This is a genomic window from Hoeflea sp. Naph1, from assembly GCF_046837775.1.
In the GTDB taxonomy this organism is placed as follows: Bacteria; Pseudomonadota; Alphaproteobacteria; order Rhizobiales; family Rhizobiaceae; genus Hoeflea.
Genome location: NZ_CP177286.1, coordinates 2,461,336 through 2,482,864, shown reverse-complemented (window position 1 = coordinate 2,482,864; position 21,529 = coordinate 2,461,336). Strand labels below are relative to the sequence as shown.

At 58.6% G+C, this 21,529-nt stretch carries 22 protein-coding genes; 20 read left to right on the top strand and 2 right to left on the bottom strand.

Annotated elements, in window-relative coordinates; translation table 11 throughout:
* Nucleotides 1-6 precede the first annotated feature (6 nt).
* Nucleotides 7-1,071, bottom strand: coding sequence for a COX15/CtaA family protein (locus tag ACK6D9_RS11755; protein WP_412051797.1), 1,065 nt, complete (start codon nucleotides 1,069-1,071; stop codon nucleotides 7-9).
* A gap of 104 nt (nucleotides 1,072-1,175) precedes the next feature.
* Here ACK6D9_RS11755 and ACK6D9_RS11750 point away from each other — a divergent pair, with 104 nt between their 5' ends.
* Nucleotides 1,176-1,559: a DUF2842 domain-containing protein gene (locus tag ACK6D9_RS11750; protein WP_412048661.1), complete on the top strand. Its 384-nt coding sequence runs from the start codon at nucleotides 1,176-1,178 to the stop codon at nucleotides 1,557-1,559.
* A 162-nt stretch (nucleotides 1,560-1,721) separates the two neighbouring features.
* Nucleotides 1,722-2,942 carry a GNAT family N-acetyltransferase gene (locus ACK6D9_RS11745; protein ID WP_412048660.1) on the top strand — a complete coding sequence of 407 codons (1,221 nt, stop codon included), beginning with the start codon at nucleotides 1,722-1,724 and terminating at the stop codon, nucleotides 2,940-2,942.
* Here ACK6D9_RS11745 and ACK6D9_RS11740 read toward each other — a convergent pair whose 3' ends face one another.
* On the bottom strand, nucleotides 2,943-5,087 hold the full coding sequence (locus tag ACK6D9_RS11740) for a GumC family protein (RefSeq protein WP_412048659.1): 2,145 nt from the start codon (nucleotides 5,085-5,087) through the stop codon (nucleotides 2,943-2,945).
* 251 nt (nucleotides 5,088-5,338) lie between these two features.
* On the opposite strand from ACK6D9_RS11740, the gene ACK6D9_RS11735 reads away from it, so the two are divergent.
* The 18 genes from ACK6D9_RS11735 to ACK6D9_RS11650 all read left to right on the top strand — a co-directional run bounded on the left by ACK6D9_RS11735 (nucleotide 5,339) and on the right by ACK6D9_RS11650 (nucleotide 21,357).
* The gene (locus ACK6D9_RS11735; protein ID WP_322990123.1) at nucleotides 5,339-5,914 is read left to right on the top strand and encodes a polysaccharide biosynthesis/export family protein; all 576 of its coding nucleotides are present in this window, start codon (nucleotides 5,339-5,341) and stop codon (nucleotides 5,912-5,914) included.
* A gap of 4 nt (nucleotides 5,915-5,918) precedes the next feature.
* On the top strand, nucleotides 5,919-7,100 hold the full coding sequence (locus tag ACK6D9_RS11730; protein ID WP_322990124.1) for a glycosyltransferase family 4 protein: 1,182 nt from the start codon (nucleotides 5,919-5,921) through the stop codon (nucleotides 7,098-7,100).
* A gap of 48 nt (nucleotides 7,101-7,148) precedes the next feature.
* Nucleotides 7,149-8,714 carry an undecaprenyl-phosphate glucose phosphotransferase gene (locus tag ACK6D9_RS11725; protein WP_322990125.1) on the top strand — a complete coding sequence of 522 codons (1,566 nt, stop codon included), beginning with the start codon at nucleotides 7,149-7,151 and terminating at the stop codon, nucleotides 8,712-8,714.
* Nucleotides 8,711-9,970 carry an O-antigen ligase family protein gene (locus tag ACK6D9_RS11720; RefSeq protein WP_412048658.1) on the top strand — a complete coding sequence of 420 codons (1,260 nt, stop codon included), beginning with the start codon at nucleotides 8,711-8,713 and terminating at the stop codon, nucleotides 9,968-9,970. The genes ACK6D9_RS11725 and ACK6D9_RS11720 overlap by 4 nt, the downstream gene beginning before the upstream one ends.
* A gap of 985 nt (nucleotides 9,971-10,955) precedes the next feature.
* A complete protein-coding gene (locus ACK6D9_RS11715; protein WP_412048657.1) occupies nucleotides 10,956-12,197 on the top strand; it encodes a tyrosine-type recombinase/integrase in 1,242 nt (413 codons plus the stop codon).
* Nucleotides 12,197-12,571 (top strand): hypothetical protein, encoded by a 375-nt coding sequence (locus ACK6D9_RS11710; RefSeq protein ID WP_412048656.1) that lies wholly within the window; start codon nucleotides 12,197-12,199, stop codon nucleotides 12,569-12,571. Before ACK6D9_RS11715 ends, ACK6D9_RS11710 begins: the two co-directional genes overlap by 1 nt.
* A 78-nt stretch (nucleotides 12,572-12,649) precedes the next feature.
* The gene (locus tag ACK6D9_RS11705; RefSeq protein WP_412048655.1) at nucleotides 12,650-12,862 is read left to right on the top strand and encodes a helix-turn-helix transcriptional regulator; all 213 of its coding nucleotides are present in this window, start codon (nucleotides 12,650-12,652) and stop codon (nucleotides 12,860-12,862) included.
* Nucleotides 12,859-13,275: a hypothetical protein gene (locus ACK6D9_RS11700; RefSeq protein ID WP_412048654.1), complete on the top strand. Its 417-nt coding sequence runs from the start codon at nucleotides 12,859-12,861 to the stop codon at nucleotides 13,273-13,275. Before ACK6D9_RS11705 ends, ACK6D9_RS11700 begins: the two co-directional genes overlap by 4 nt.
* A gap of 86 nt (nucleotides 13,276-13,361) precedes the next feature.
* A complete protein-coding gene (locus tag ACK6D9_RS11695; protein WP_412048653.1) occupies nucleotides 13,362-13,619 on the top strand; it encodes a hypothetical protein in 258 nt (85 codons plus the stop codon).
* A 329-nt stretch (nucleotides 13,620-13,948) separates the two neighbouring features.
* Nucleotides 13,949-15,235 carry an AAA family ATPase gene (locus ACK6D9_RS11690; protein WP_412048652.1) on the top strand — a complete coding sequence of 429 codons (1,287 nt, stop codon included), beginning with the start codon at nucleotides 13,949-13,951 and terminating at the stop codon, nucleotides 15,233-15,235.
* Between the two features lie 167 nt (nucleotides 15,236-15,402).
* A complete protein-coding gene (locus tag ACK6D9_RS11685; protein ID WP_412048651.1) occupies nucleotides 15,403-15,603 on the top strand; it encodes a hypothetical protein in 201 nt (66 codons plus the stop codon).
* Nucleotides 15,603-15,914, top strand: a complete 312-nt coding sequence (locus ACK6D9_RS11680) for a hypothetical protein (RefSeq protein WP_412048650.1) — start codon at nucleotides 15,603-15,605, stop codon at nucleotides 15,912-15,914. Before ACK6D9_RS11685 ends, ACK6D9_RS11680 begins: the two co-directional genes overlap by 1 nt.
* Nucleotides 15,915-16,936: 1,022 nt before the next feature.
* Nucleotides 16,937-17,239 carry a hypothetical protein gene (locus tag ACK6D9_RS11675; protein ID WP_412048649.1) on the top strand — a complete coding sequence of 101 codons (303 nt, stop codon included), beginning with the start codon at nucleotides 16,937-16,939 and terminating at the stop codon, nucleotides 17,237-17,239.
* Nucleotides 17,232-18,620: a phage portal protein gene (locus ACK6D9_RS11670; protein ID WP_412048648.1), complete on the top strand. Its 1,389-nt coding sequence runs from the start codon at nucleotides 17,232-17,234 to the stop codon at nucleotides 18,618-18,620. The genes ACK6D9_RS11675 and ACK6D9_RS11670 overlap by 8 nt, the downstream gene beginning before the upstream one ends.
* A 14-nt stretch (nucleotides 18,621-18,634) precedes the next feature.
* Nucleotides 18,635-20,377 carry a prohead protease/major capsid protein fusion protein gene (locus tag ACK6D9_RS11665; RefSeq protein WP_412048647.1) on the top strand — a complete coding sequence of 581 codons (1,743 nt, stop codon included), beginning with the start codon at nucleotides 18,635-18,637 and terminating at the stop codon, nucleotides 20,375-20,377.
* A complete protein-coding gene (locus ACK6D9_RS11660; RefSeq protein ID WP_412048646.1) occupies nucleotides 20,378-20,602 on the top strand; it encodes a phage head-tail joining protein in 225 nt (74 codons plus the stop codon).
* 3 nt (nucleotides 20,603-20,605) lie between these two features.
* The gene (locus tag ACK6D9_RS11655) at nucleotides 20,606-20,980 is read left to right on the top strand and encodes a DUF2190 family protein (protein WP_412048645.1); all 375 of its coding nucleotides are present in this window, start codon (nucleotides 20,606-20,608) and stop codon (nucleotides 20,978-20,980) included.
* A gap of 2 nt (nucleotides 20,981-20,982) precedes the next feature.
* The gene (locus tag ACK6D9_RS11650; protein ID WP_412048644.1) at nucleotides 20,983-21,357 is read left to right on the top strand and encodes a hypothetical protein; all 375 of its coding nucleotides are present in this window, start codon (nucleotides 20,983-20,985) and stop codon (nucleotides 21,355-21,357) included.
* Nucleotides 21,358-21,529 lie beyond the last annotated feature (172 nt).

The window sequence follows — 21,529 nt, the reverse complement described above, 5'->3', positions numbered from 1 at the left end:
CGGCGTTCATTTGCCTATCCGAATGCCGGTCTCTGTCGGATAAGCACCGTAAAAGCCGCGCCAATGGGCGACCGAAAAACCAAGCACGACGATCGCCCAGCCCTGATGGACCAGTGCCCAGCCGATCGGCACCTGTTCGACGATGACGACGATCCCCAGAACAGCCTGAATCGTAACCAGCCCGAACAGCATGACTGCGCGGCGGCAATGGGTGCTGCCACGGCCACGGCCGATGGCGGCCAGCATGTGCCAGAAAGTCAGTGCAAACAGCGTGTAACCGCCGATCCGGTGAACAAATTGCACGGTGAGCTGGTTTTCGAAGAAATTGTGCCATGCAGGCGACAGCTCCAGCAGACCTTCAGGCACGAAGGCGCCATTCATCAACGGCCAGGTGCTGGACGCCAAACCGGCGTCGAGGCCCGCCACCAGACCACCAAGATAGATCTGCACCAGAACCAGCACACTGATCACCCCTGCCCCGCGCCGGATGCCGTCGCTTGGAGCAGGATCATCCGAATGCGGCGCCAATCCGCGCATGACCCAGACGATGGCGGCAAAGATCAGGCAGGCGAGCGTCAGATGGGTGGCGAGCCGGTACTGGCTGACATCAACGCGGTCAACCAATCCGGAGACGACCATCCACCAGCCGACGACCCCCTGCAGCCCGCCCAGCAACAACAGGCCGAAAAGCGGCCAGCGCAATCGCTTTTCCACGCGCCCGGTGGCCAGGAAAAACACAAAGGGTACGGCAAACAAAATGCCGACACCGCGCGCCAGCAGGCGGTGCGCCCACTCCCACCAGTAGATCTGCTTGAATTCACCCAGGCTCATGCCCTTGTTGATCAGTTGGTATTCGGGAATCTGCCGATACAGTTCCAGTTCCTGCTGCCATTCGGCCTCGCTCAAAGGCGGGATGACGCCATGGATCGGGTTCCACTGGGTGATCGACAGGCCGGAATCGGTCAGCCGGGTAGCGCCGCCGACCAGGATCAGAGCAAAAATCGCGACCAGCACGGTCCAGAGCCATACCCTTTGTGCAGTCCGGTTGCGCTCGATGCGCCGCTCGGCCATAGCCACGTTTGGTGCCGTCGCCGCGTGGGATGGCGGCTGAGATGATGGCATGGAAACGGGGTTCGTGGTCATCGGCATGGTCTTTCCTTGGATCTACCGGACATGTGCCTCACTGGGCACCGCAAGGCAAGTCCGATGGCTTTGCGGCATGCGGTCGCGGCGAACTGCAGACATACGGCCACACTTGCGTTCAGCGCCAAAGCCGTTATGTCCGGGGGACGCTGGCGGCAGGCCGTATCTTGCCGCCCGACACCATGGAAGGCCCGATCATGCCTGTTCGCCTGAAAAAACTTATCGGAACTGTCATCATTGTGGCTCTGGTGGTGCTGTACGCGCTGATCGCCACCACCATCGCCAGCTACCGGCTGGCCGAATCCGCCTGGTATGTGCACATGCTCTATTTCCTGTTCACCGGGATTCTGTGGATCGTGCCGGCAATGTTCGTGATCCGCTGGATGGAACGGCCGCCCAAGCACCGGCAGTCGTAACAACCGGTGCAGCCTGCACCCCAGCGCACGCCGGACAGCCGGTAACGCATTGTTAGCCCTGAGGCTGACTTTCCGATGTCGATGCTTTGTGTTTACCGGAATTTTGAGACCTGCCGGTCATGATTGCATGCAAGGAACATCAACCCTCGCGAGCGTTCAAACATGGCACATGCGCACGACATCACGGCAACACCGGCAGCCAGAGCCGCGGTCGTCTCCCGGCGTTCGCGGCTTTCCGCCCATGTCAGTCCCATTGTCGGCGGCGCAGGACGGCTTTGGCAGCAGTTCGAGGCCAACCCCGAGGCGACATTTCATCAAAGCCGCGCTTGGGTAGAAGCCTGGGCAGGCGGGACCGGGACAGCGCTATCGGTCGTCGCGCTGGAACTCGAAGGCCAGCCGTTGGCGATCCTGCCGCTGGAGATTATCCGCCGGCGCGGATTGAAAATAGCACGGTTTGCCGGAACAGCTTTTTCCAACGCCAATACCGGTTTGCTGCCCGAGAGCCTGACCGGCGCACGCGCCGAAATCCAGCCGAGCGAACTGGCCGCAGCGCTGTCGCGCGCGAGCCTTGGCGCTGATATCGTGCTTTTCGACAAGATGCCTCCCCACATAGCCAACCAGGCGCCTTTTGCTTCTCTGCCGCGGGTACTGCATCAAAATCCGAGTTTTCAGCTTCCGCTTTCGACCGATTTCAATGCCGTGCTGGCGCAAATCAATGGCAAGCGCCGGCGCAAGAAGTTTCGGGTTTCGCAGCGCCGGCTGGAAGCCTTGGGCGGCTATCGCCACATCATCGGCGAGGATGACGAGCAGGCACTCAGGTTGCTTGAGGTTTTCTTGAAGCAAAAGCCGGTGCGGCTGGCGGCACAAGGCTTGCCTAACGTGTTTGCCGATCCCGGCGTCCGCGCCTTCCTGGCGCGGCTGGCGATGGCCCGCGACCGGCAGGGTCGGCCGGCGCTGGAACTGCACGGCATCGAACTGACCGGCGGCGATAATAGTGGTGAAATCCTCGCTGTCGCCGGCCTGACCATCAAGGACGGCCACGTCACCTGCCAGTTCGGCTCCATCAATGAAGAGATCGCACCCGATGCCAGCGCCGGCGAATTACTGTTCTATCACATGATCGAGCGCGCTTCAGCGGGCGGCGAGCAGGTGTTTGACTTCGGCGTCGGCGATCAGCCTTACAAAAGGTCCTGGTGCTCGGTACGCACCGATCTGCTGGATTGTTATGTGCCGCTTACCGTCAAGGGACGGCTGGCAGCACCGGCTATCACCGGCATGATCCGACTGAAACGCAAGATCAAGACCTCGCCGAGGTTGCACCGGACTGCTGCCTGGCTGCGCGGGCTTACCGTCCGCCGACAGAACAAGCCAGCCGACGCCTGATCAGGCGGCAGCCGAACTGCGGGTCCCGAGAGGACTGAGCGGGCCGCCGGGCGTCATCAGCAACACATCCTCAAAGCCGTGCTCATGGAAGTCGGCGAGCAACTTCGTCACTGCCGCCTCATCGGAATGCAGGATCGACAATACGATCTCGCCGGTGTCGGCACGGGCGATCCGGGCGATGGCGGCCGCATCGGCGGCGCCGCATTCGACAATAACGATGTCATAGGCTTCGGTCAGCGCATCAATGACCATCGGCAAGCGATCAATCGCCCGCATGGCGCGGCGCGCATTGGCGTTGCCACGCGGAATGATATGCGCCGAGGATAGCAAGTCGGGGTGGATCGAATCGGCGATCGCGATCTCGCCGCACATAAGATCGGTGAGCCCCGGCAGACGCAGAGATTCAGCCATCAATTCGGTCGGACAGGCCGATCCCGTCAGATCGATCAACAGGGTCTGCAGGCCCTCACCAGCGATTGTGCGCGCCAGCATCACCGCAGATGCTGAGCCTTGATCGCCTTCAGGCGACACGCAAACGGCAACTGATACCTGATCGGCAACTAGCTGTTCGGCAACCGCTTCGACGGTAAAATCATCGGCCTCATTGGCGATGATCGGCAAGACTGCTGTTTCTGTTTCTGTTTCTGTTTCGGTTTCCGTTTTTGCGTGCGCAAACACAGGTGCGGCTTCACGAAATGCCGGATCGGCTTCCGCGTGGTGGGCTTGGTCGCGCAGCATGGGCGTTGAGGGACGCAAGGCCCGACCGGAAAACAATTCGCCCAGCATGATGGTAATTGTCGATAGCAGGAATGTCGCAAAGGCAGCGACAATGATGATCGGTCCCTTTTTCGGATAATGCGATTCAGATGCAGGCACGGCACGCGAAATCACCCGTGCGTCGGCCGGCAGCGCCTTCGGTTCCGTTCGCGAGGCTGCCTCCCGGTAGCGACCGAGATAGGTTTCGAGCAGATCGCGCTGGGCTGCTGCTTCGCGCTCGAGCGAACGCAATTCGACAGCTTCTTCACCCTCGCGCGCCGATCCGGCTTTGAGCTCGTTGAGTTGAGCGGTCAATTCCTCTTCGCGAATCTTGGCCACCCTGGCGTTGCTTTCGAGGCTCGACAGCACCTTTCGGATTTCAGCCAAAATCTGCCGTTCGATGTCGGCCAATTGCGCGCGCAAACCCTTCATGCGCGGGTGCGCTTCAAGCAGCGTCGTCGACAGATCGGCCAGTTGCGCGCGGACAGTGCCTTCGCTCTCGCGCAGACGCTGGACCAGCGGTGAACCCAGCACATCGGAAATCGCGTCCACCGACTGACCGGACTTCAAGGCGTTGCGGACCGACTGGGCGCGCGCCTCTGAATCGGCGCGTTCAGCACGAACCCGGCTCAGTTCGGTCGAAATGTCTGACAATTGCTTGGCGGCGATGGTGTCTTGCTGGTTGACCAGCAACAGTCCCGTTTCGGAGCGGTATTGCGCAATTCTTTCCTCGGATTCGCGAACTTTCTGCCGGAGCTTGGCGATTTCCGGCTCCAACCAGGCGCTGGCATCGGTGTTGTTTTCAAGCTTGGCGCCCGATTGCGAGGCGAGATAGGCATCAACCAGGGCGTTGGGCACCTGGGAGGCAATATCCGGATCTTCCGAGGAAAATTCGATGGCTATGACCCGCGACCCCGGAACCGCGTAGACGTCAAGCTTGCTGTAAAATTCCTTGAGGACCCGTTCATCAGCGGGCACCAGGAGTGGATCTTTCTTCAGCCCGACCAGCACCAGAAGATTGCCGATTGTCGAGGTATTGGCAGCGGAATCGAACTCTTCGAGCGAGGAAAGATCGAGCTCGCGCGCCACCTGCTTGACCAGATCAGTGGATCTGAGGATCTCGACCTGGCTGGTAACTGCACGCTCGTCGAGCATCGTCGCATCATCGCCTGCCCGGTTCTGATCACTGCTGTAGACCGGCTCGCGGGTTTCAATCAGAAGACGGGCTTCCGACTTGTAGAGCGGATTGATTATCCCGGTGATGATGAATGCCAGTCCCGCGGCGGCGGCGGTGAGCCCCGCAACAAGTGCCTTGCGTTCCCAGACCGCCTTGAAAAGACGCCCCAGATCAATATCGACATCCGGTTGAGTGACTGGTCCCACAGACATAATCGGGATACTCCTACTAACACAAGACCGGGAGGGTAAAGGAACATGGTAACGCAACGGTTAAAGTACTGGTGACGCTTCCTTTACTATTCGAGCCCGGCCCGAGACCGTAAATCGACGGGATCTCGCCCGGGCACTGCTTTCGGCAGAAGGTACCGCAATTAATGCTTGCAGTTTTTACCGACCGTTAACCCTAATGGATTGATAACGGGCTTCGACATTCACACGTCTCGCTTGGAGCAAGCACAAGCATGAAACCCGCCAAGTCCAAAGTGACAGCCCTGCTGGCGGCCGCCATGACCTCGGTCATGCTGGCGGGATGCTCGGGCTACCAACCTGCCCCCAAGGCGTTTCACGAAGCCGTCATCCAACCCTATCGGCTCGACGCCGGTGACCGTCTGCGGATCACTGTATTCGAACAGACCGGCCTGACCGGAACCTATGCCGTGGATCAGGCCGGCTACATCGCCTTTCCGCTGATCGGCGCCGTGCCGGCGCGCGGAAAGACGCTGCAGGAGCTTGAAGCAAGCATTGCTGCGAGCCTGCGACAGGGCTATTTGCGCGATCCGGACGTTTCCATAGAGATCGATCGCTACCGCTCATTCTTCATCATGGGTGAAGTCGGTCAGGCCGGCCAATACTCCTATGTCGCCGGTATGAACGTTCAAAACGCCATTGCCATTGCCGGCGGGTTTTCACCGCGCGCCAACCAGCGCATGGTCGACATCACCCGCAAGATCAACGGAAAGGTCATGACCGGACGCGTCTCGATTTCCGATCCGATCCTTGCCGGCGATACCATCTATGTCCGCGAACGACTGTTCTGACACGATGGCAGCCCACAAACCGCTGCGGATCCTGCATTGTTTCCGGTCGCCGGTAGGCGGAATATTCCGCCATGTCCGCGACCTCGCCGAAGAACATGCCAAAGCCGGCCACGAGGTCGGGATCCTGTGTGATTCCTCGACCGGCGGAGCCTATGAGGACGCATTGTTCGACGCCATCATGCCGCATCTCTCGCTGGGGCTGATACGGATGCCGATCCGCCGTTCGCTGGGGTTATCCGACCTCTCGGCGGCATACAAAACATTTAACAAGGTCAAGGATTTGCAGCTGGATGTGTTGCACGGACACGGCGCCAAGGGCGGCGCTTTCGTGCGACTTGTCGGCTCACGGTTACGGGTATCCCAGTCTCGCGTTGCCCGTTTATATTCACCCCATGGAGGCAGCCTGCACTATGACAGTCGTACGGTGCGGGGGCAGGCCTATTTTGCCATCGAGCGGCTGCTCGAACGCTGGACCGACAGTCTGGTATTCGTGTCCGATTACGAGCGGCGGACCTATACCGAGAAAATCGGCGAGCCACGCGCGCCATGGCGGCTGATCCACAACGGCCTGCGCGCCGATGAGTTCAAGCCGTTGGACGCGGTGCCCGAAGCAGTGGATTTTCTCTATATCGGCATGATGCGCGACCTCAAGGGCCCGGATGTATTCATCGAGGCCCTACGACGGGCCGAGCAACTGGTCGGACGGCCGTTGCACGCAGTCATGGTCGGCGACGGCGACGACAAGCCGCGCTATCAGGCGCGCATCGACACGCTGGGCATGGGCGCTCGGCTGACAATGCGCGACGCGATGCCGGCGCGCGAAGCTTTTGCGCTGGCACGCACGGTCGTCATCCCCTCGCGGGCAGAATCGATGCCCTATATCGTTCTCGAAGCGGTTGCCGCGGGCAAACCGGTGATATCCACCCGGGTCGGCGGCATACCCGAAATTCTGGGCGAGAATTGTCCCGCTTTCGTCCCGCCCGGCGATGCTGAGGCGCTGGCCCAGGCGATGGCCCGTACGATTTCCGAGCCGGAATGGGTAACTGCTGCAATGCCGGATCTTTCCCGGTTCCGCCACCAATTCTCGGCCCAGACGATGGCCGAGCGGATGACCGGTGTCTATCAGGAATGTCTGGTCGGCAAGGTGGACCAGAAGACCAACCGGACCGCGTCAAGTCTTTCTTAGGGCCACCGTGTTATGCCGGGAGGGAAAGTTTCCCCGGAGAGGCAGACCGTGAACAAGATGGACCGCGACGAAGCATTCAATTCGGCCAACATTCGCAAGGCGATGGCCGAAGTCGACGTCACGCCTCCTGCCAAGTCCGATACCGATGCGCCTGCACCCGAAATGAGCCGGCTGGCGATCCAGACCGCGCATCGGCTGTCCCAGGAAAATTACTCCCCGACGATGATTATCGGCACATTGCGGCTGGCTGAATTCTGTCTGTTGGCACTCACCGGTTTTGCGATCTACGCGCTCTATGTCGGCTTCAGCCATGAAGTCATGCGGCTCTATTACGGACCGGCGATCTTTGGCGGGTCGGCACTGGCGGTGCTCTTGATCCAGTCCGCCGATGGTTACCAGGTACCAGCGCTGCGCAGCGCGCTGAAGGCCCTGCCACGGATCCTAACAGCCTGGGCAGCAGCATTCGCTTTGATCGCGATCGGTGCGTTTTTCCTGCGCAGCAGCCTGGTTTTTTCGCGCTTCTGGTTTGCTGGCTGGTTCATTACCGGCGCAATCGCCCTGATCATCGGGCGCAACATTGTCGCCTACAGTATTCGCCGCTGGGCCCGCAACGGCGTCATGGAGCGTCGCGCGGTGATCGTCGGCGGCGGCAACATGGCCAAGGCGCTGATCCGCTCGATCGAGCAGGATCCCGACAACGACATCCGCATCTGCGGAATTTTCGATGATCGCGATGACCGCCGTTCGCCGCCAATGGTGGCCGGTTATCCGAAACTCGGCAACATCGACATGCTGGTTGATTTCGCACGCATGGCCCGGATCGACATGCTGATCATCGCCATGCCGCTGAATGCGGAATCACGGGTGCTGGCACTGCTCAAGAAACTGTGGATCCTGCCGCTCGACATCCGGCTTGCCGCCCACGCCAACAAGCTCAGGTTTCGGCCACGCTCCTATTCCTATATCGGCGCGGTGCCGATGCTGGATATTTTCGACCGCCCCATCACCGACTGGGATTCGGTGGCCAAGAGAATATTCGATATCTTCTTCTCGGTACTGGCGATCCTGTTGTTCTGGCCGGTAATGATCGGCACGGCAATCGCCATCAAGCTCGACTCCAAAGGCCCGGTGCTGTTCAAGCAGAAACGTCACGGCTTCAACAATGAAGTCATCGACGTGTTCAAGTTCCGCTCGATGTATGCTGACCAGTGCGACCCCACGGCGCGTGCCGCAGTGTCCAAGGGCGATCCCCGCGTTACCCGCGTCGGCCGCTTCATCCGCAAGACCTCGATCGATGAATTGCCGCAATTCTTCAATGTCCTGCGCGGTGACCTGTCGCTGGTGGGGCCACGGCCGCATGCCGTCGTCGCTGCGGCCCATGACCGCCTGTTTGCCGAGGTGGTGGACGGCTATTTCGCCCGCCACCGGGTCAAGCCCGGCGTCACCGGCTGGGCCCAGATCAACGGCTGGCGCGGCGAGATCGACAATGATGAGAAGATCAAGCAGCGCACTGCCTGCGATCTCTACTATATCGAGAACTGGTCACTGCTGTTCGATCTCAAGATCCTGTTTCTGACGCCATTGCGGCTGCTCAACACGGAAAACGCCTATTGACCAGTGCCACCCTCTCCGCACCCGCGACCTTTCAGCCGCAACGTGCGGCAATGTCGATGCTGGCCTCGCTGTGCGTGGCATTCGGGGTGTTCTTGTCAGGCTTCGTCATTCGCGAACCGGCTCCCTATGAACTGTTTCTGGCCTGCCTGATCGGCATCTGGGCCTTGTTCGGCCTGAAACTGTCACGCCACATCGCGCCGCTGATTGTGCTATACATCGTGTTCAACATTGGCGGCATGTTTTCGATCCTGACCATGGAAGAGGTCAAGGATACGCCAATGTACATGGCGGTATCGCTGTTCCTGGCGCTTTCGGCGATCTTCTTTGCCGCCATCATCGAAGCTGACCATCGGCGATTGCGGCTGATTTTCCGGGCCTATGTGGCGGCGGCTATCATTACCGCGCTGCTCGGTATTCTGGGCTATTTCGGGGCTATTCCGGGCGGCGAGGTGTTTACCCGCTACAGCCGCGCGATGGGCGCGTTCCAGGATCCCAATGTGTTCGGTCCCTATCTGGTGCTGCCGACGCTCTACCTGATGCATGGGCTGTTGACCGGTTCTCTGCGCGCTGCACCCCTGCGCGTTATCGGGCTGCTGGTTCTGGCACTCGGGGTGTTCCTGTCATTCTCGCGCGCGGCCTGGGGCCTCTTGGCGATCTCGATGGTGTTGCTGGTGCTGACCATGCTGATCAAGGAGCGCACCGGTGCGTTCCGGCTGAAAATCCTGGTGATGTCGCTGCTGGGCTTCGTGTTGCTGGTGGGCGCGATCATCGTCGCGTTGCAATTTGACCAGATCGCGGATTTGTTCACCGATCGCGCCAAGCTGGTGCAGGCCTATGACGGCGCTCGGCTGGGGCGGTTCGAACGCCATGCCATCGGCTTCGGGATGGCTATGGAGCATCCGCTCGGTATTGGCCCGCTGGAATTCGGACTGATGTGGGGCGAAGACACCCACAACATCTGGCTCAAGGCGCTGATGGATTATGGCTGGCTCGGCTTCATCAGCTACCTGATGCTGATGTGCTGGACGTTCGTGCTGGGGTTCCGTTACCTGCTGCGGGATCGGCCCTGGCAGACCTATCTTATGCTGGCGCTGATCGTGCTGTTCGGCCACACTCTGATCGGCAGCGTGATCGACACCGATCACTGGCGCCACTTCTACCTGCTGATGGGAATTGTCTGGGGCTGCATCGCGCTGGAAATGCGCTGGCAGGCCAATTTGCGCAAACAGCACTGGCAATCCGCCCTACCCGCTTGAAGGATAGCCGTTTCGCCGCCGCCGGGCATCCGGACAGCGTGGTTCTCTCATACTGATCCTATCAAATCGGTCGGAGCGGATGAGAACCGTGCTCTTCAGCTTCCTGCACCATATGATCATGAGAGCGGTGCCTTTCCCTCCACACATGCCGGACCGGCTCTGTGCTTTACGCAATTATCGGAGCCATCTTGTATTAATCTCAGAATGACCTATATTGTTGATAACGCTTCCCTTGACGCCGGATGTACGCGCAGGGTGAGGCAACTAGGCCGGTCTATGACCGGCCTTTTCGTTTTCAAATACCTTCTCCCGTCTACTTCGCATTCCGTGCCGTTTGTTTTTACACAGGGGCGCCCAGACAATTACGGGAAAAGTTGGCCGCACCCATCGCCAAGGTCGAGACCGACGATGCTGCAGGTCCGAACGCCACCTCGATCACGACATAAATTGCAGGCTCGCACCCCATGGTGCGCTACAGCGCCCTGTCCAAGGCTGAACTGGGTGAGGCACACGAGCACTTTTCCTTTGCATGTCGCTACCGCAATATCGTTGGACACTTTTGCACGCCATGTATCAACGCGGTGCGGGCATTGAGAACCCGCTCATCCACAGCCGAGCAAGAGGGAAAGTAAGTGGTAATCGGCAACGCCGGTTGCCATTGCGGCTTTGTTCCCAAAAGTTCCCGCACTTGCCGATTTCTCCCAAACTTGGAGAAACGCACATAACCGAGTCGTCGCCAATGGCGGTTCAACTCGCAAGCCTATGATCTATAAAGAGAAAAAATGGTCGGAGCGGCGGGATTCGAACCCACGACCCCTTGTCCCCCAGACAAAATGAATGCGTTTTCTGGCTATATATGACGTTGCATGTATCCCATTTACTTCAACATTTACAATGCTATCTAACCATCGCCCACTTGTAATTTTACCTACACCCTCTTAAATGTTGGCTACATTGTGGCTATTTTTTCGATTGGGGTTGGTTTATGGCGCAGGTGAAAATCACGCAAACGTCGGTTTCCGAGATCATGGAATCGGCAATTCCGAACCGAACCACATTCTATTTCGACAGCGACCTAACCGGCTTCGGATTCTACCGCACACCAGGCGGCACTGGCACGTTCTTCGCTGAATATCGGCCCGTCGCGGGTGGAACAAAGAAGCGCATCAAGCTCGGCCGCGTTGGCACATTAAAGGCCAACGAGGCGCGGGAGGCGGCGCGGCGGGCGATCGCTAACGCCGCTTTGGGTAAAGACCTAGCAACGGATCGAGCCGTTGAGCGGGCATCCTTGACCGTCAATGAGTTGGTGGCGGCCTATATCAATGAGTACGTCGCCACAAAGAAGAAAAAGTCATCGGCTGATTTTTACAGAGTCATGCTGTCCAAACACATTGGACCGCACATCGGATCAAGCAAGGCGTCATCCTTGACGCGAGTAGAGGTGCAGCGAGCACATACACAGATGTCGAAGACCGCAAGAGTCTCTGCCAACCGGGCAATCAGCTTACTTGCCGCCGCCTATGTCTGGGGAGCCAAGAATGAACTTGTGCCTATTGGGGTCAACCCGGCGCACGGCATCGATCTGAACAACGAGGAGGCCCGTGAGCGGTTTTTGACGGAAGCGGAAATGGCACGGCTTGGCGAAGCGATGCGGGAAGCGGAGACCGTTGGCTTTGAGGCGAAAGTCACGAGCGCAAAGCATGCACCGAAAGGTCAGCGATCCGTCATGCACCCTTCCGTCACCGGTGCGATCAGACTCATAATGCTCACCGGTTGCCGGTTGCGCGAAATCCTTCACTTGCGGTGGTCGGAGGTCAATCTTGATCGTGGTGTCGCCTATCTGCCCGATTCAAAAACGGGCCGAAAGGCTGTGATCCTATCTGCTGCTGCCGTTGCGGTAATGCGCGAAATGCCGCGTGTCGGAGTTTATGTCGTCGCGGGCGATAGCGCCGGAACACCAGACGAAAAACCCCGCGCCGATTTGAAGCGACCATGGACGGCGATCTGCAAGCAGGCCGGATTGGAAGGGTTGCGCATCCATGACCTGCGCCATTCCTTTGCAAGCGTCGGTGCGTGGTCCGGGTTGGGCTTGCCGGTTATTGGCAAGCTACTGGGGCATGCGGACGCGAAAACGACCCAACGGTATGCGCACATAGCGGATGAACCGGCGCGGCGTGCTGCAGACTTGATTGCAAATCAGATTGCAACGTCGATTGGGGGCAAGTGATGGCAAAACTCCCTGAGACATTCAGCCTTCAAGCCATCCCCATTCAAGCCGCGATCTCCGAAGGCCGAACTGAGGATGCTAAAACCTTAATAGCTGCAATCCTATCTGAAGGGCGTGCCGACAAAGTTGTGCAGCGACTTGCGGCATTAATGATCAAGAGGCCAAAAGCGAAACGGGGCCGCAAGACCGCCCTGCCCCGGCACTGGCTCGAAATCGGCCCAGACTTCCACTCCATGCGTGATGACGGCCAGCGCTATGAAGATGTGATGCACGAACTGGCGATGCGCTACGGCTACTCAGAAACCCACATCAGAAAGGCTGTTGCATTGTACGATCAAGCCGTAGAGGAAGCCGAGGAAGCTTCCCGCAATTAAATAGTATTTGTCTGCCTAATCTCAATTGTAAGTTCCACCTATCTTTCTGTGTGTAACGTCAAACAAGGAGATACGTTAATGGCAAACTTACGAACACGACCCGCTGCAGAATATCTGCAGGTCTCGAAATCCCTACTTGATAAGCTGCGCTGCTACGGCGGCGGGCCGGTCTATGCGAAACTCGGTTCGACGGTGATCTACAGCACCGACGACCTTGACGCCTGGGTGGCATCAAAGAAGCTGAAACCCGCCAATGACAATGGCATCGCCGATCGCGAGGTAGCGGCATGAGCGAGACATTCATAGCTGTTATTGATAACGAACCGATGGCGAACATTCTATCTGACGAATTGAACCGGCGTGCCGGTTATTGCGGCGATCCGCATCTTTCCCCGCCTTGGAGGGTTAACAGCGAAGCCGAGTTGTGCGCACTGAAATCCGGGCATCCCCTATTGCCCCCCCGAAACGCTGCTGCGTCTGCCTTCATTCGTAAACTTGCAAAGGAATCCATAACCGACGTGGATCTTGCGGAGCGATACGAACAAATTTCTGATGAAATGGACAAGGATGAATTCGCCGAGATCCGCGGGCGGTTACTCGGTGATCTTGGCTTTCGATGGTTTCCTGAGTCAGCCGACGAGGTATTGAAGGAGCTTTTGCTTGTTCTAATAGACCCCGAGCGTCTCGTTGACAGGGCCGCCTAATAAGCCGTTCCCATAGGGAACCACAACACCACACCACCAACCACATCAACAAACGAGCGTCCGGCGCGTCCGGCGAAGGAGAAGTTATGCACTACGAACAGACTGTAGCGAAAAGCCTTTTTGACGGCGGGCACCTGAAGAACTACTGCAGCGCGTTTTATCACCTGTATTTTCGCGAGGCGCGTAAGGGACTTGGGATTGAGCGCGCTATCCTAATTGGAACAGAGGCAATCAAACTCGCAGAAGATGCAGGGTGCCGGGACGTAACAGAAGCGATCAGTGAAGCCGTCCTGCAAATGCGGGAAATAGCAGAAGATAGTCGTCGGCAGCGCCAGGCCGCCTAACCCGCCCAACCAACCACACCACCACAACCACCACCAACCAACCGCCGGCAACCTGTCGGCGGCGCGCTTTGTTGCGCCGAAAGGAAAATTGAAATGAAACTTCTATACTGCCGCCGGATTGCCGATCCAGGGCGGAAAAACTGCGTCGCATTCATTGATGTTGAATTGAACGAGGATGTCCGCCTGTGTGGAATCCGCGTTTTCCGAAAAGTCGATGGTTCCCACTATGTCGCAGCACCGCAGGCCGGAACGCGCAGGACGGCGACTTTTTCGCGGGAGATGTCTGAACGGCTCACCGCCCTGGCCGTCGATGCGCTGGAGTCCGCGCAATGACTGCGGCCGCACTGACCGCCACGCCGTTTAAATGGAAAGACCCAAAGACGTTGCCGCGGCGCGAAACGCCGTGGCGTATTGAGGATGAATTTGAAGAATATTCCGACGCTGGGCTGGCGATCGTAAAGGCGGCAATTGCAAAGTGGGAACGAAATAATCCCGACGCGGAAGAACCAGCCGCACCGCCACCATCACCACAACCATCAAAACCGGCCGCGGCGAACGACAACACCCTGCTACCTCTCATTAACCCGGTCGAACTTGTTGGCTTACCGATTCCAATCCGCGAATGGCTTATAAAAGGGCTAATTCCGGCTCGCCAGGTAACAATCCTGAATGGTGATGGTGGCGTCGGTAAGTCGCTGATGGGTTTGCAGTTTACGGTGGCGTCTGCAATGGGGGTTTCAACATGCGGACTCGAACCGGTCCAGGGGCGCTGCATCTACATCGGCGCGGAAGACGATGAAGATGAATTTCATCGGCGCCTTGCGGATATTGCCGTGGCGCTTGGCGGTTCGCTTTCCGACCTTGCTGACCTACGTGTCGTCAGTCTGGCCGACAGAGACGCGCTGCTAGCCGTTCCAAACAAGGCCGGCAACCTCGAACCGACTCCTCTATTCAGATCACTGGTGGCCGGTATCGGCGAATTTGCCCCTCGGTTCGTGGTGCTCGATACGGCCGCAGATATGTTCGGTGGCGACGAGATCAAGCGCGGCCAAGTGCGCCAATTCATCGGCATGCTGCGAGCGCTTGCGCTCCAGGCCGATTGTGCCGTGCTTTTGCTGGCGCACCCGTCGCTTGACGGCATGCGATCGGGCAGCGGTTCGTCAGGCAGCACCGCATGGAATAATTCGGTGCGCAGCCGCTTGTACCTGACAAAGCCCACCGGCGATGGGGCCGACCCCGATGCGCGCGTCCTGAAAACGATGAAGGCGAACTACGGCAAGACGGGCGATGAGATAAAGCTAATGTGGAAAGATGGCGCTTTCATTCTGGACGACGGCAAGCCAAGCCCTGCTAACATGCTCCTAGAGGCGCGGGCCGAGCGCATCTTCAAGGAACTTTTGAAGACAATCAATGAAAGCGGCCAACGCGTATCAACGGCGAAAAGTTCGACCTTTGCGCCAGCCGTGATGTCGACAATGAAAGGTGCGGACGGCGTACCGAAACGCGAGTTGGAGGCGGCGATGCGACGGCTTCTTGAGGCCGGTGAGATCAAGATCGAGTTCGAGGGGCCGCCGTCAAAGCAACGACAGAGGCTTATTATGGCCGTTTCCGACTGAGTTCCAACCGCCCTACCAACCGCCTACCAACGGGTACCAACCGGGGGTACCTTCCAACCCCCTATAACCCCCGTCCGGTTGGAACACCGGGTTGGTCGGTTGGAACCGCCCCCCGGACTTCAAACCCACAAACAAGTAGAAACCAGAGGAGAATGAAAGAATGAAAAATGTTTGCAATTCTGAAACCACACACAGCACGCCGGGAACGCTTCGAAGCCGATGGCACAAATCTAAATCGTATTATTGAGACTGTGCGCGTGATCGGCGTCACCAATGATGCGGATGGCGCGCCGGCCTACGTTGTCGAGATTCAGCAAGGCGACAAGATCAGCCTGGCAATCGAGCCCTACCTTATCGTGCCTGTGTAGTGCAGGCCGCATTAAAAAAGACCGGACTTTTTTCGCTGCTAACCCTATTTACGTTAGTGCAACCAGTCCCCACAGCCGCCGGCACCACCGGCAAACCTAACCCGCAACACATCGAAGGTGGAAAAAATTCCACCTTCGGGGGACACAGGCAGGTTGCTGCTCTTAAACAAAACGCTACCGTTCCGGAAAAAATTCCACAGGATAACGACAACGGAAAAGCCCGCGAGAAGGCCGGCAAGGCGGTTGGCGTAAATGAGCGATACGTCTCCGACGCAAAGCGGCTGGCTTGCATACGGCGCTGCGCTGAATGAAGGGCGGGCGTTGTTTCATCCCGAGGACGACAAAGGTTTCGGCAAATGGGTTTACTCTTCCAAGTTGGAAGAGAACATTCACCCGGCAGAGCAAGCCGCAGCCATGTGGGCAGCAGCCAATCCGGAACAATTCGAGGAAGCCCGCGCGGCTGGCCACAAATCCCCACAGCGGCCCGTCTGCACGATTCCCGTCCCTTGGTGGCACAATCCCCGTCCGGCAAGCTAACACCCGCTGACGGGCCGCTGTGGCGGCGGGGCAGCTATTATGCACATTATGAATCTTGACGCAAGACAGTGATGGCAGCGGGTAAGAAAATAATCCTGCCAATCTGGCACTTTCCGCGAAGTTGTCACCTATACTGGTGAAGGGGTTGGAATACATCAAAACCACCTGAAATCGCCTAATTTGTTGCATATATGCAACACATTTAGATAATGAGCAATTTTTTCGCGGAAAATCGCAACTTTTTTCCGCGAAAACAGGCCAAAACACCTTTCCCGTTCGGTATATATATGAGGGGGTTGCGCAACGGCCCCAAAAAATATTCAGCCGGAATGCCGCTTTTTACGTTTTCACTCCCTGTGTGAGTGAAGGGATGCATGCATCAACCGGCGTCAGCCTTGGTTAGATTGAGGGGTACGTTCCCCCACTCCCACAAAATCAAATTCAGCAATCGGCGGAAACCTTGTCTCCGCTGGTCGAACCGGTCGAGCGCGGCAACGCGATCCCGGCGTAGTTTCAAAGTTTCCTGGTGTTTTTAGTTCCTTCCGGGAAAATCGCCGCCGATCGTCTTGCCGCGGTCGGGGGCACCAATTGGCAACCGTACCCTTCGAGGGTGCGGCTTTTTTTTAGCCCGTACCTTTCAACAACTAACAAGTAGGAGGCTGTCATGCCCCACCCTTCACCGCCTTCTGGCGGTTGTTTCGTCGTGCCTACATGGTGGACGGACACTGCATTCAATCTCAGCGAAGTATCCAAGTTTCTCGACGTGCCGATTTCAACGGTGAGCTTTTGGCTAACATTGGCGCGCGCATCCGGAATCGAAGTCGGCGACATGAGCGGCAATCGCACCCGTTATTCGTGCCACGACATTTTCGCGCTGTCGCTGCTGGCGAAATTGCGTAGCCGTCATGTTCGGATCAATGCCGATGTCGTCGCGGCCGCGTTCGCTTTCACCACAGAAAACGGCTGCCCGCGGCCTGTCGCCTGCAATGGCGAATGGGTGGTGTTTGATGACGACGCAAGCTTGACCGTGCCGGCGTGGCTTTGCTGGACGGCGGTTCGAGGATGGGCAACCAAGTTCTTCGGAACGTCTCATGTTTGAGCGGCTCAGAAAACTACTTTCCGGCACGCGCTCGTACCAGGCTGCACAAGGCGGTCGGCGCGGTTCGGCGATGCGGACCATGCATCACCCGCTCCAGTCGATCGCCGCATCACGCGGCACCCTTGCGGCCCGTGCGCGGTATCTGGCAGCCAACAACCCGCTGGCAGCATCCGGCGTCGAAGCGTGGGTATCGGCGCTTGTCGGAACCGGCGTCAAAGGCCAGGCAAAGGCCGGCGCACCGTTGCGGGGTATCCTCAATGATGCCTTCGAAAACTGGACTGACGAGGCCGACGCCGATGGGCTGACGGACTTTTACGGCATGCAAGCATTGATTGTCCGGCGTGTCGTGATCGACGGCGAGGCGGTCGCGATTTTCGTACAGGACGGCGACCGGATTAGCATCCGCGTCGTGGAAGCCGAGCAGCTTGACGCCAGCTATACCGCTAACCTCACAAACGGCAATGTTGTTGTCCAGGGCGTAGAGCACGACGCCAGCGGAAAGCGGGTTGCGTTTCACGTTTTCGATCGTCCAGCCAGTATGGACTACGCATCGTTGCGGCAGCGGACCCGCTACCCGGCAAGCGAAGTGATGCACGTATTCCGTCGCGAAGTACCGGGCCAGGTCCGGGGTATTTCGTGGTTCGCGCCCGTGATTGTTCGCTTGAACGATCTGGACGGATGGCGGGACGCGCAGATGGTGCGGCAGCGGATGGCTGCGATGCTCGCCGGCTTCATCACGTCCGCGGATGGCACGGCGTCACCGATGGAAGGCGATCAAACTGGCTCGTCGGTTGTCGGCGGTTTCGAACCCGGCACGCTTCAATATTTGCAGCCCGGCGAGGATATTCGTTTTTCGGATCCAGCCAAAATCGGCGCGGAAGTCATCGATTTCGCCGACATCACGGAACGCGAAATTGCTGTCGGTCTGGGCCTGCCCGATTATCTGCTTTCCGGTGATCTGTCGGACGTGAACTACAGCAGCATCCGCGCGGGCATGGTCGAGTTTCGGCGCCGTGTCGAGGCTCTGCAGCACAGCCTTTTGGCCTTCCAGTTCTTGCGGCCAGTGTGGCGCCGGTGGGCAACACTTGAGGTTCTGTCTGGCCGCGTCGACGCGACTGTCGCCGACGCTTTGCCTGTGTCATGGATCACCCCGAAGGTCCATTGGGTGGATCCAGCCAAGGACGTAAGGGCAGAGATCGAAGCTGTTGCGGCCGGCTTGATGTCCAGGCGCGAAGCTGTTGCTGCCCGCGGGATCGACATCGAACAGCTTGACCAGGAGATAGCGGCCGATAATGCCCGTGCGGCCGGCCTGGGCCTGACGTTCTCAACAACGCCGCCCGCGGCTAACGACAACCAGCCAGCGGCGCAAGCCGCGGCATAACTTTAGGTGACAATATGAACCTGCCCAACGGCACGCAAAAGCGTGCTGCGCCTCTGCGCGCGTCCACCTGGAACGCTGAAGAACTTACGTTCGATATCGTACTATCTACCGGCGCTGCCGTCGAACGTGGTGGCTTTGTCGAAGTCTTGGATCTGGCCGGCGCAACATGGCCCGAGACAATCCCGTTGCTGGATTCACATCGTTCCGGCTCGCTCGATGACAATATCGGCGACGTTACCAACATTCGACTTGAAGGCGCCGAGATCATCGGCACAGCCAAGTTGTCTAAGCATTCCGAGAAGGCAAAGCGGATCGCCGCCGAACTTTCGGAATCCAGAAAATTCGCGGCCAGCATTGGCTACGATGTGGGCCAATGGTCCGAAGCTACGACGGGCGGAAAGCGAACGCTGACGGCTCGAAAATTCCACATCCTCGAGTGCAGTCTCGTGTCGGTTCCGGCCGACGCGGCAGCCGGCATTCGCTCCAAACCTACCACACCCGAAGGGCCTAAAATGACACGAGCAGAAATTAACGCCGAAATTCGTTCCATCGCCAAAGCAACCAACTTGGACGCAGCCTGGATCGACACCCAAATCGACGCCGAGGCAACCGTTGACGTGGCACGCGCTGCAGCCATCGACGCGATGAAGACGCGCTCAACCACCGCACCAAGCAACATCACGATCGGCGTCGACCACACCGACCCTGACCAGATCCGCAGCGCAATGGCCGATGCGCTTGCGCACCGCATTGCGCCGGCAACCCGCAAGCTTGAAGGCCGGGCAACCGAGTACCGTGGCCATAGCGTTCTCGACCTGGTTGGCGACATGGCGATTAGCCGCGGCGAGCGCGTCAACCTTCGTGATAAGGACGCCTTGCTTCAGCGTGCGGTTGGCGCGCATTCGACCAGCGACTTCCCGCTGCTCCTGGCCGACGCCGCGAACAAAGCCCTTTTGAGCCAGTACGAAGTCGCCGCGCCATCGTATAGACAGTGGTGTGCCCGCAAGCCGTTTACGGATTTCAAGGAGCATTCGTTCCTGCGCGTCGGTGATGTGCCGGCGTTCTCGGAAATCAATGAGTCCGGTGAGGTCACTTACGGCACGATCTCAGAGAACGCCGAAAAGGTCACTGCCAAGGAATATGGCACCGGCATCGCCATCGGCCGGCGCGCCTTGATCAATGATGATCTGTCCGCGCTTTCGGACTTCTCCAGCGGCATCGCCATCCGCGCCGCCAATGATGAAAATCGAATGGCCTATCAGGTGCTCGCCACCAACGCGGCACTGTCCGATAGCAAGGCGTTGTTCCACACTGACCACGCGAACCTTGCCGGATCCGGTACGGCCATCGACGCCGCAAGCATTGGCGCCGCGGTTGCCGCCTTGCGCGCACAGAAAAGCTTGGATGGGATGGTGCTCAATCTGCAGCCGGCCTTCCTGGTTGTCGGCCCTACCTACGAGACGGCGGCGCGCCAGATCCTCGCATCTATCAATGCGACGAAGGCGACGGACGTGAATGTGTGGTCGGGCTTTGCAACCCTCGTTGTGGATGCGAACATCACCGGCAACGCCTGGTATTTGTTTGCAGCACCTTCAGCAGCGCCCACCGTTGTGTACGGATTCGTCGGCGGTAGCGAAGGGCCGCAGGTTCGTTCGGAACGCGATTTCGACACCCAGGCCGTCAAGGTTGCCGCCAGCCTTGATTTTGCTGTCGGCGCCATCGACTTCCGCGGCGGTTACAAGAACGCCGGCGCCTAAATGGCAACGGTTCTCGAACTTCAAACGATGAGGGCCGCGCTAGTCGCGGCCCGCTCCACCGGCACGCTCCGCACGGTCTTTAACTCGGGCGGCACGCGCAGAGAAGTCGAATACAAATCAGACACCGAAATGGCCGCAGCAATTGCGGCGATTGACCGCGAAATCGCAACGGCGTCCGGCACGAAGCCGCGCCGCTTTCTCCCCTCATTCCAAGATGGATTCTAATCAATGAAAAACTTTGTACAGACCGGCGACATCGTCGAAGTCACCGCACCCGCTAACGTATCGTCGGGTGACATCGTCGCCGTTGGCGGCCTGATCGGCATTGCCACCGGGGACGCCCTGTCCAGCGCAAGAGTCAACGTCAAGACCACAGGCGTTTTCGAGCTTGCAAAAACATCCGCGCAGGCATGGGCCACAGTCGGGTTGGCGATCTATCGCGACAACTCAACCGGCCTGGCTACCAGCGTCGCAGCCGGCAACAAGCTGATCGGCGTCAATCTGGCCGTAACCGCGAACCCTTCGGCGTCAGGCACTGTGCTGCTGACGCAGCCGTTCTCGCTGTCTTCGTCCGCGCAGGTCACAGCCGAAATCGGCGCGTAAAGATGGATTGGCGCGCAATAGAGGCGGCGACTGACGCGATCGTGTTGCGCGCCTTTTCAGAATCGGTTCGGCTGTCGTTCATGAAAAACGGCGTAACCGATCCGCATCGCCCGTTGCAAGACATTATGGCCGTGATTCACAATCCGGCGCCGGAAGGAACAATTTCTCTCGGCGCCGGGGTGATCACGAGGGTGTCGGCCGGTAACGCCGCCCTCGTCATCGAACGCGCGGCATATCCTGATTTGTTCATACCGAACACGCCGACCGAAAAAACAAGAGTTCGCGCGAACGACCGCGACGGCACGCCGTGGTGGGAAGTGAAATCGGTTTCCGATCGATTTTCATCGATCCTGGTCGCGGAACTGAACGAGCTTTAAGCCCATTGGTAGTGGTGGCGGGTTTTAGGGCGCAATGATCGCTCCTTCATTCAGGGGCAAATTGAGCTAAAATGCCGCTACCAGGATCGACACGGCTTGTCGAGAATGGGCGGGAACCGGACATTTGTGGCACCGGAATGGATGGCGGGTATGGGGGCGAAGGCAGCATTAT

What these genes read in the sequence shown, in the direction of transcription:
- ACK6D9_RS11755 (WP_412051797.1), bottom strand. Translation starts at nt 1,071, where the DNA reads ATGGCCGAGCGGCGCATCGAGCGCAACCGGACTGCACAAAGGGTATGG.
- ACK6D9_RS11745 (WP_412048660.1), top strand. Translation starts at nt 1,722, where the DNA reads ATGGCACATGCGCACGACATCACGGCAACACCGGCAGCCAGAGCCGCG.
- ACK6D9_RS11740 (WP_412048659.1), bottom strand. Translation starts at nt 5,087, where the DNA reads ATGTCTGTGGGACCAGTCACTCAACCGGATGTCGATATTGATCTGGGG.
- ACK6D9_RS11735 (WP_322990123.1), top strand. Translation starts at nt 5,339, where the DNA reads ATGAAACCCGCCAAGTCCAAAGTGACAGCCCTGCTGGCGGCCGCCATG.
- ACK6D9_RS11730 (WP_322990124.1), top strand. Translation starts at nt 5,919, where the DNA reads ATGGCAGCCCACAAACCGCTGCGGATCCTGCATTGTTTCCGGTCGCCG.
- ACK6D9_RS11715 (WP_412048657.1), top strand. Translation starts at nt 10,956, where the DNA reads ATGGCGCAGGTGAAAATCACGCAAACGTCGGTTTCCGAGATCATGGAA.
- ACK6D9_RS11710 (WP_412048656.1), top strand. Translation starts at nt 12,197, where the DNA reads ATGGCAAAACTCCCTGAGACATTCAGCCTTCAAGCCATCCCCATTCAA.
- ACK6D9_RS11705 (WP_412048655.1), top strand. Translation starts at nt 12,650, where the DNA reads ATGGCAAACTTACGAACACGACCCGCTGCAGAATATCTGCAGGTCTCG.
- ACK6D9_RS11700 (WP_412048654.1), top strand. Translation starts at nt 12,859, where the DNA reads ATGAGCGAGACATTCATAGCTGTTATTGATAACGAACCGATGGCGAAC.
- ACK6D9_RS11695 (WP_412048653.1), top strand. Translation starts at nt 13,362, where the DNA reads ATGCACTACGAACAGACTGTAGCGAAAAGCCTTTTTGACGGCGGGCAC.
- ACK6D9_RS11690 (WP_412048652.1), top strand. Translation starts at nt 13,949, where the DNA reads ATGACTGCGGCCGCACTGACCGCCACGCCGTTTAAATGGAAAGACCCA.
- ACK6D9_RS11685 (WP_412048651.1), top strand. Translation starts at nt 15,403, where the DNA reads ATGTTTGCAATTCTGAAACCACACACAGCACGCCGGGAACGCTTCGAA.
- ACK6D9_RS11670 (WP_412048648.1), top strand. Translation starts at nt 17,232, where the DNA reads ATGTTTGAGCGGCTCAGAAAACTACTTTCCGGCACGCGCTCGTACCAG.
- ACK6D9_RS11665 (WP_412048647.1), top strand. Translation starts at nt 18,635, where the DNA reads ATGAACCTGCCCAACGGCACGCAAAAGCGTGCTGCGCCTCTGCGCGCG.
- ACK6D9_RS11660 (WP_412048646.1), top strand. Translation starts at nt 20,378, where the DNA reads ATGGCAACGGTTCTCGAACTTCAAACGATGAGGGCCGCGCTAGTCGCG.
- ACK6D9_RS11655 (WP_412048645.1), top strand. Translation starts at nt 20,606, where the DNA reads ATGAAAAACTTTGTACAGACCGGCGACATCGTCGAAGTCACCGCACCC.
- ACK6D9_RS11650 (WP_412048644.1), top strand. Translation starts at nt 20,983, where the DNA reads ATGGATTGGCGCGCAATAGAGGCGGCGACTGACGCGATCGTGTTGCGC.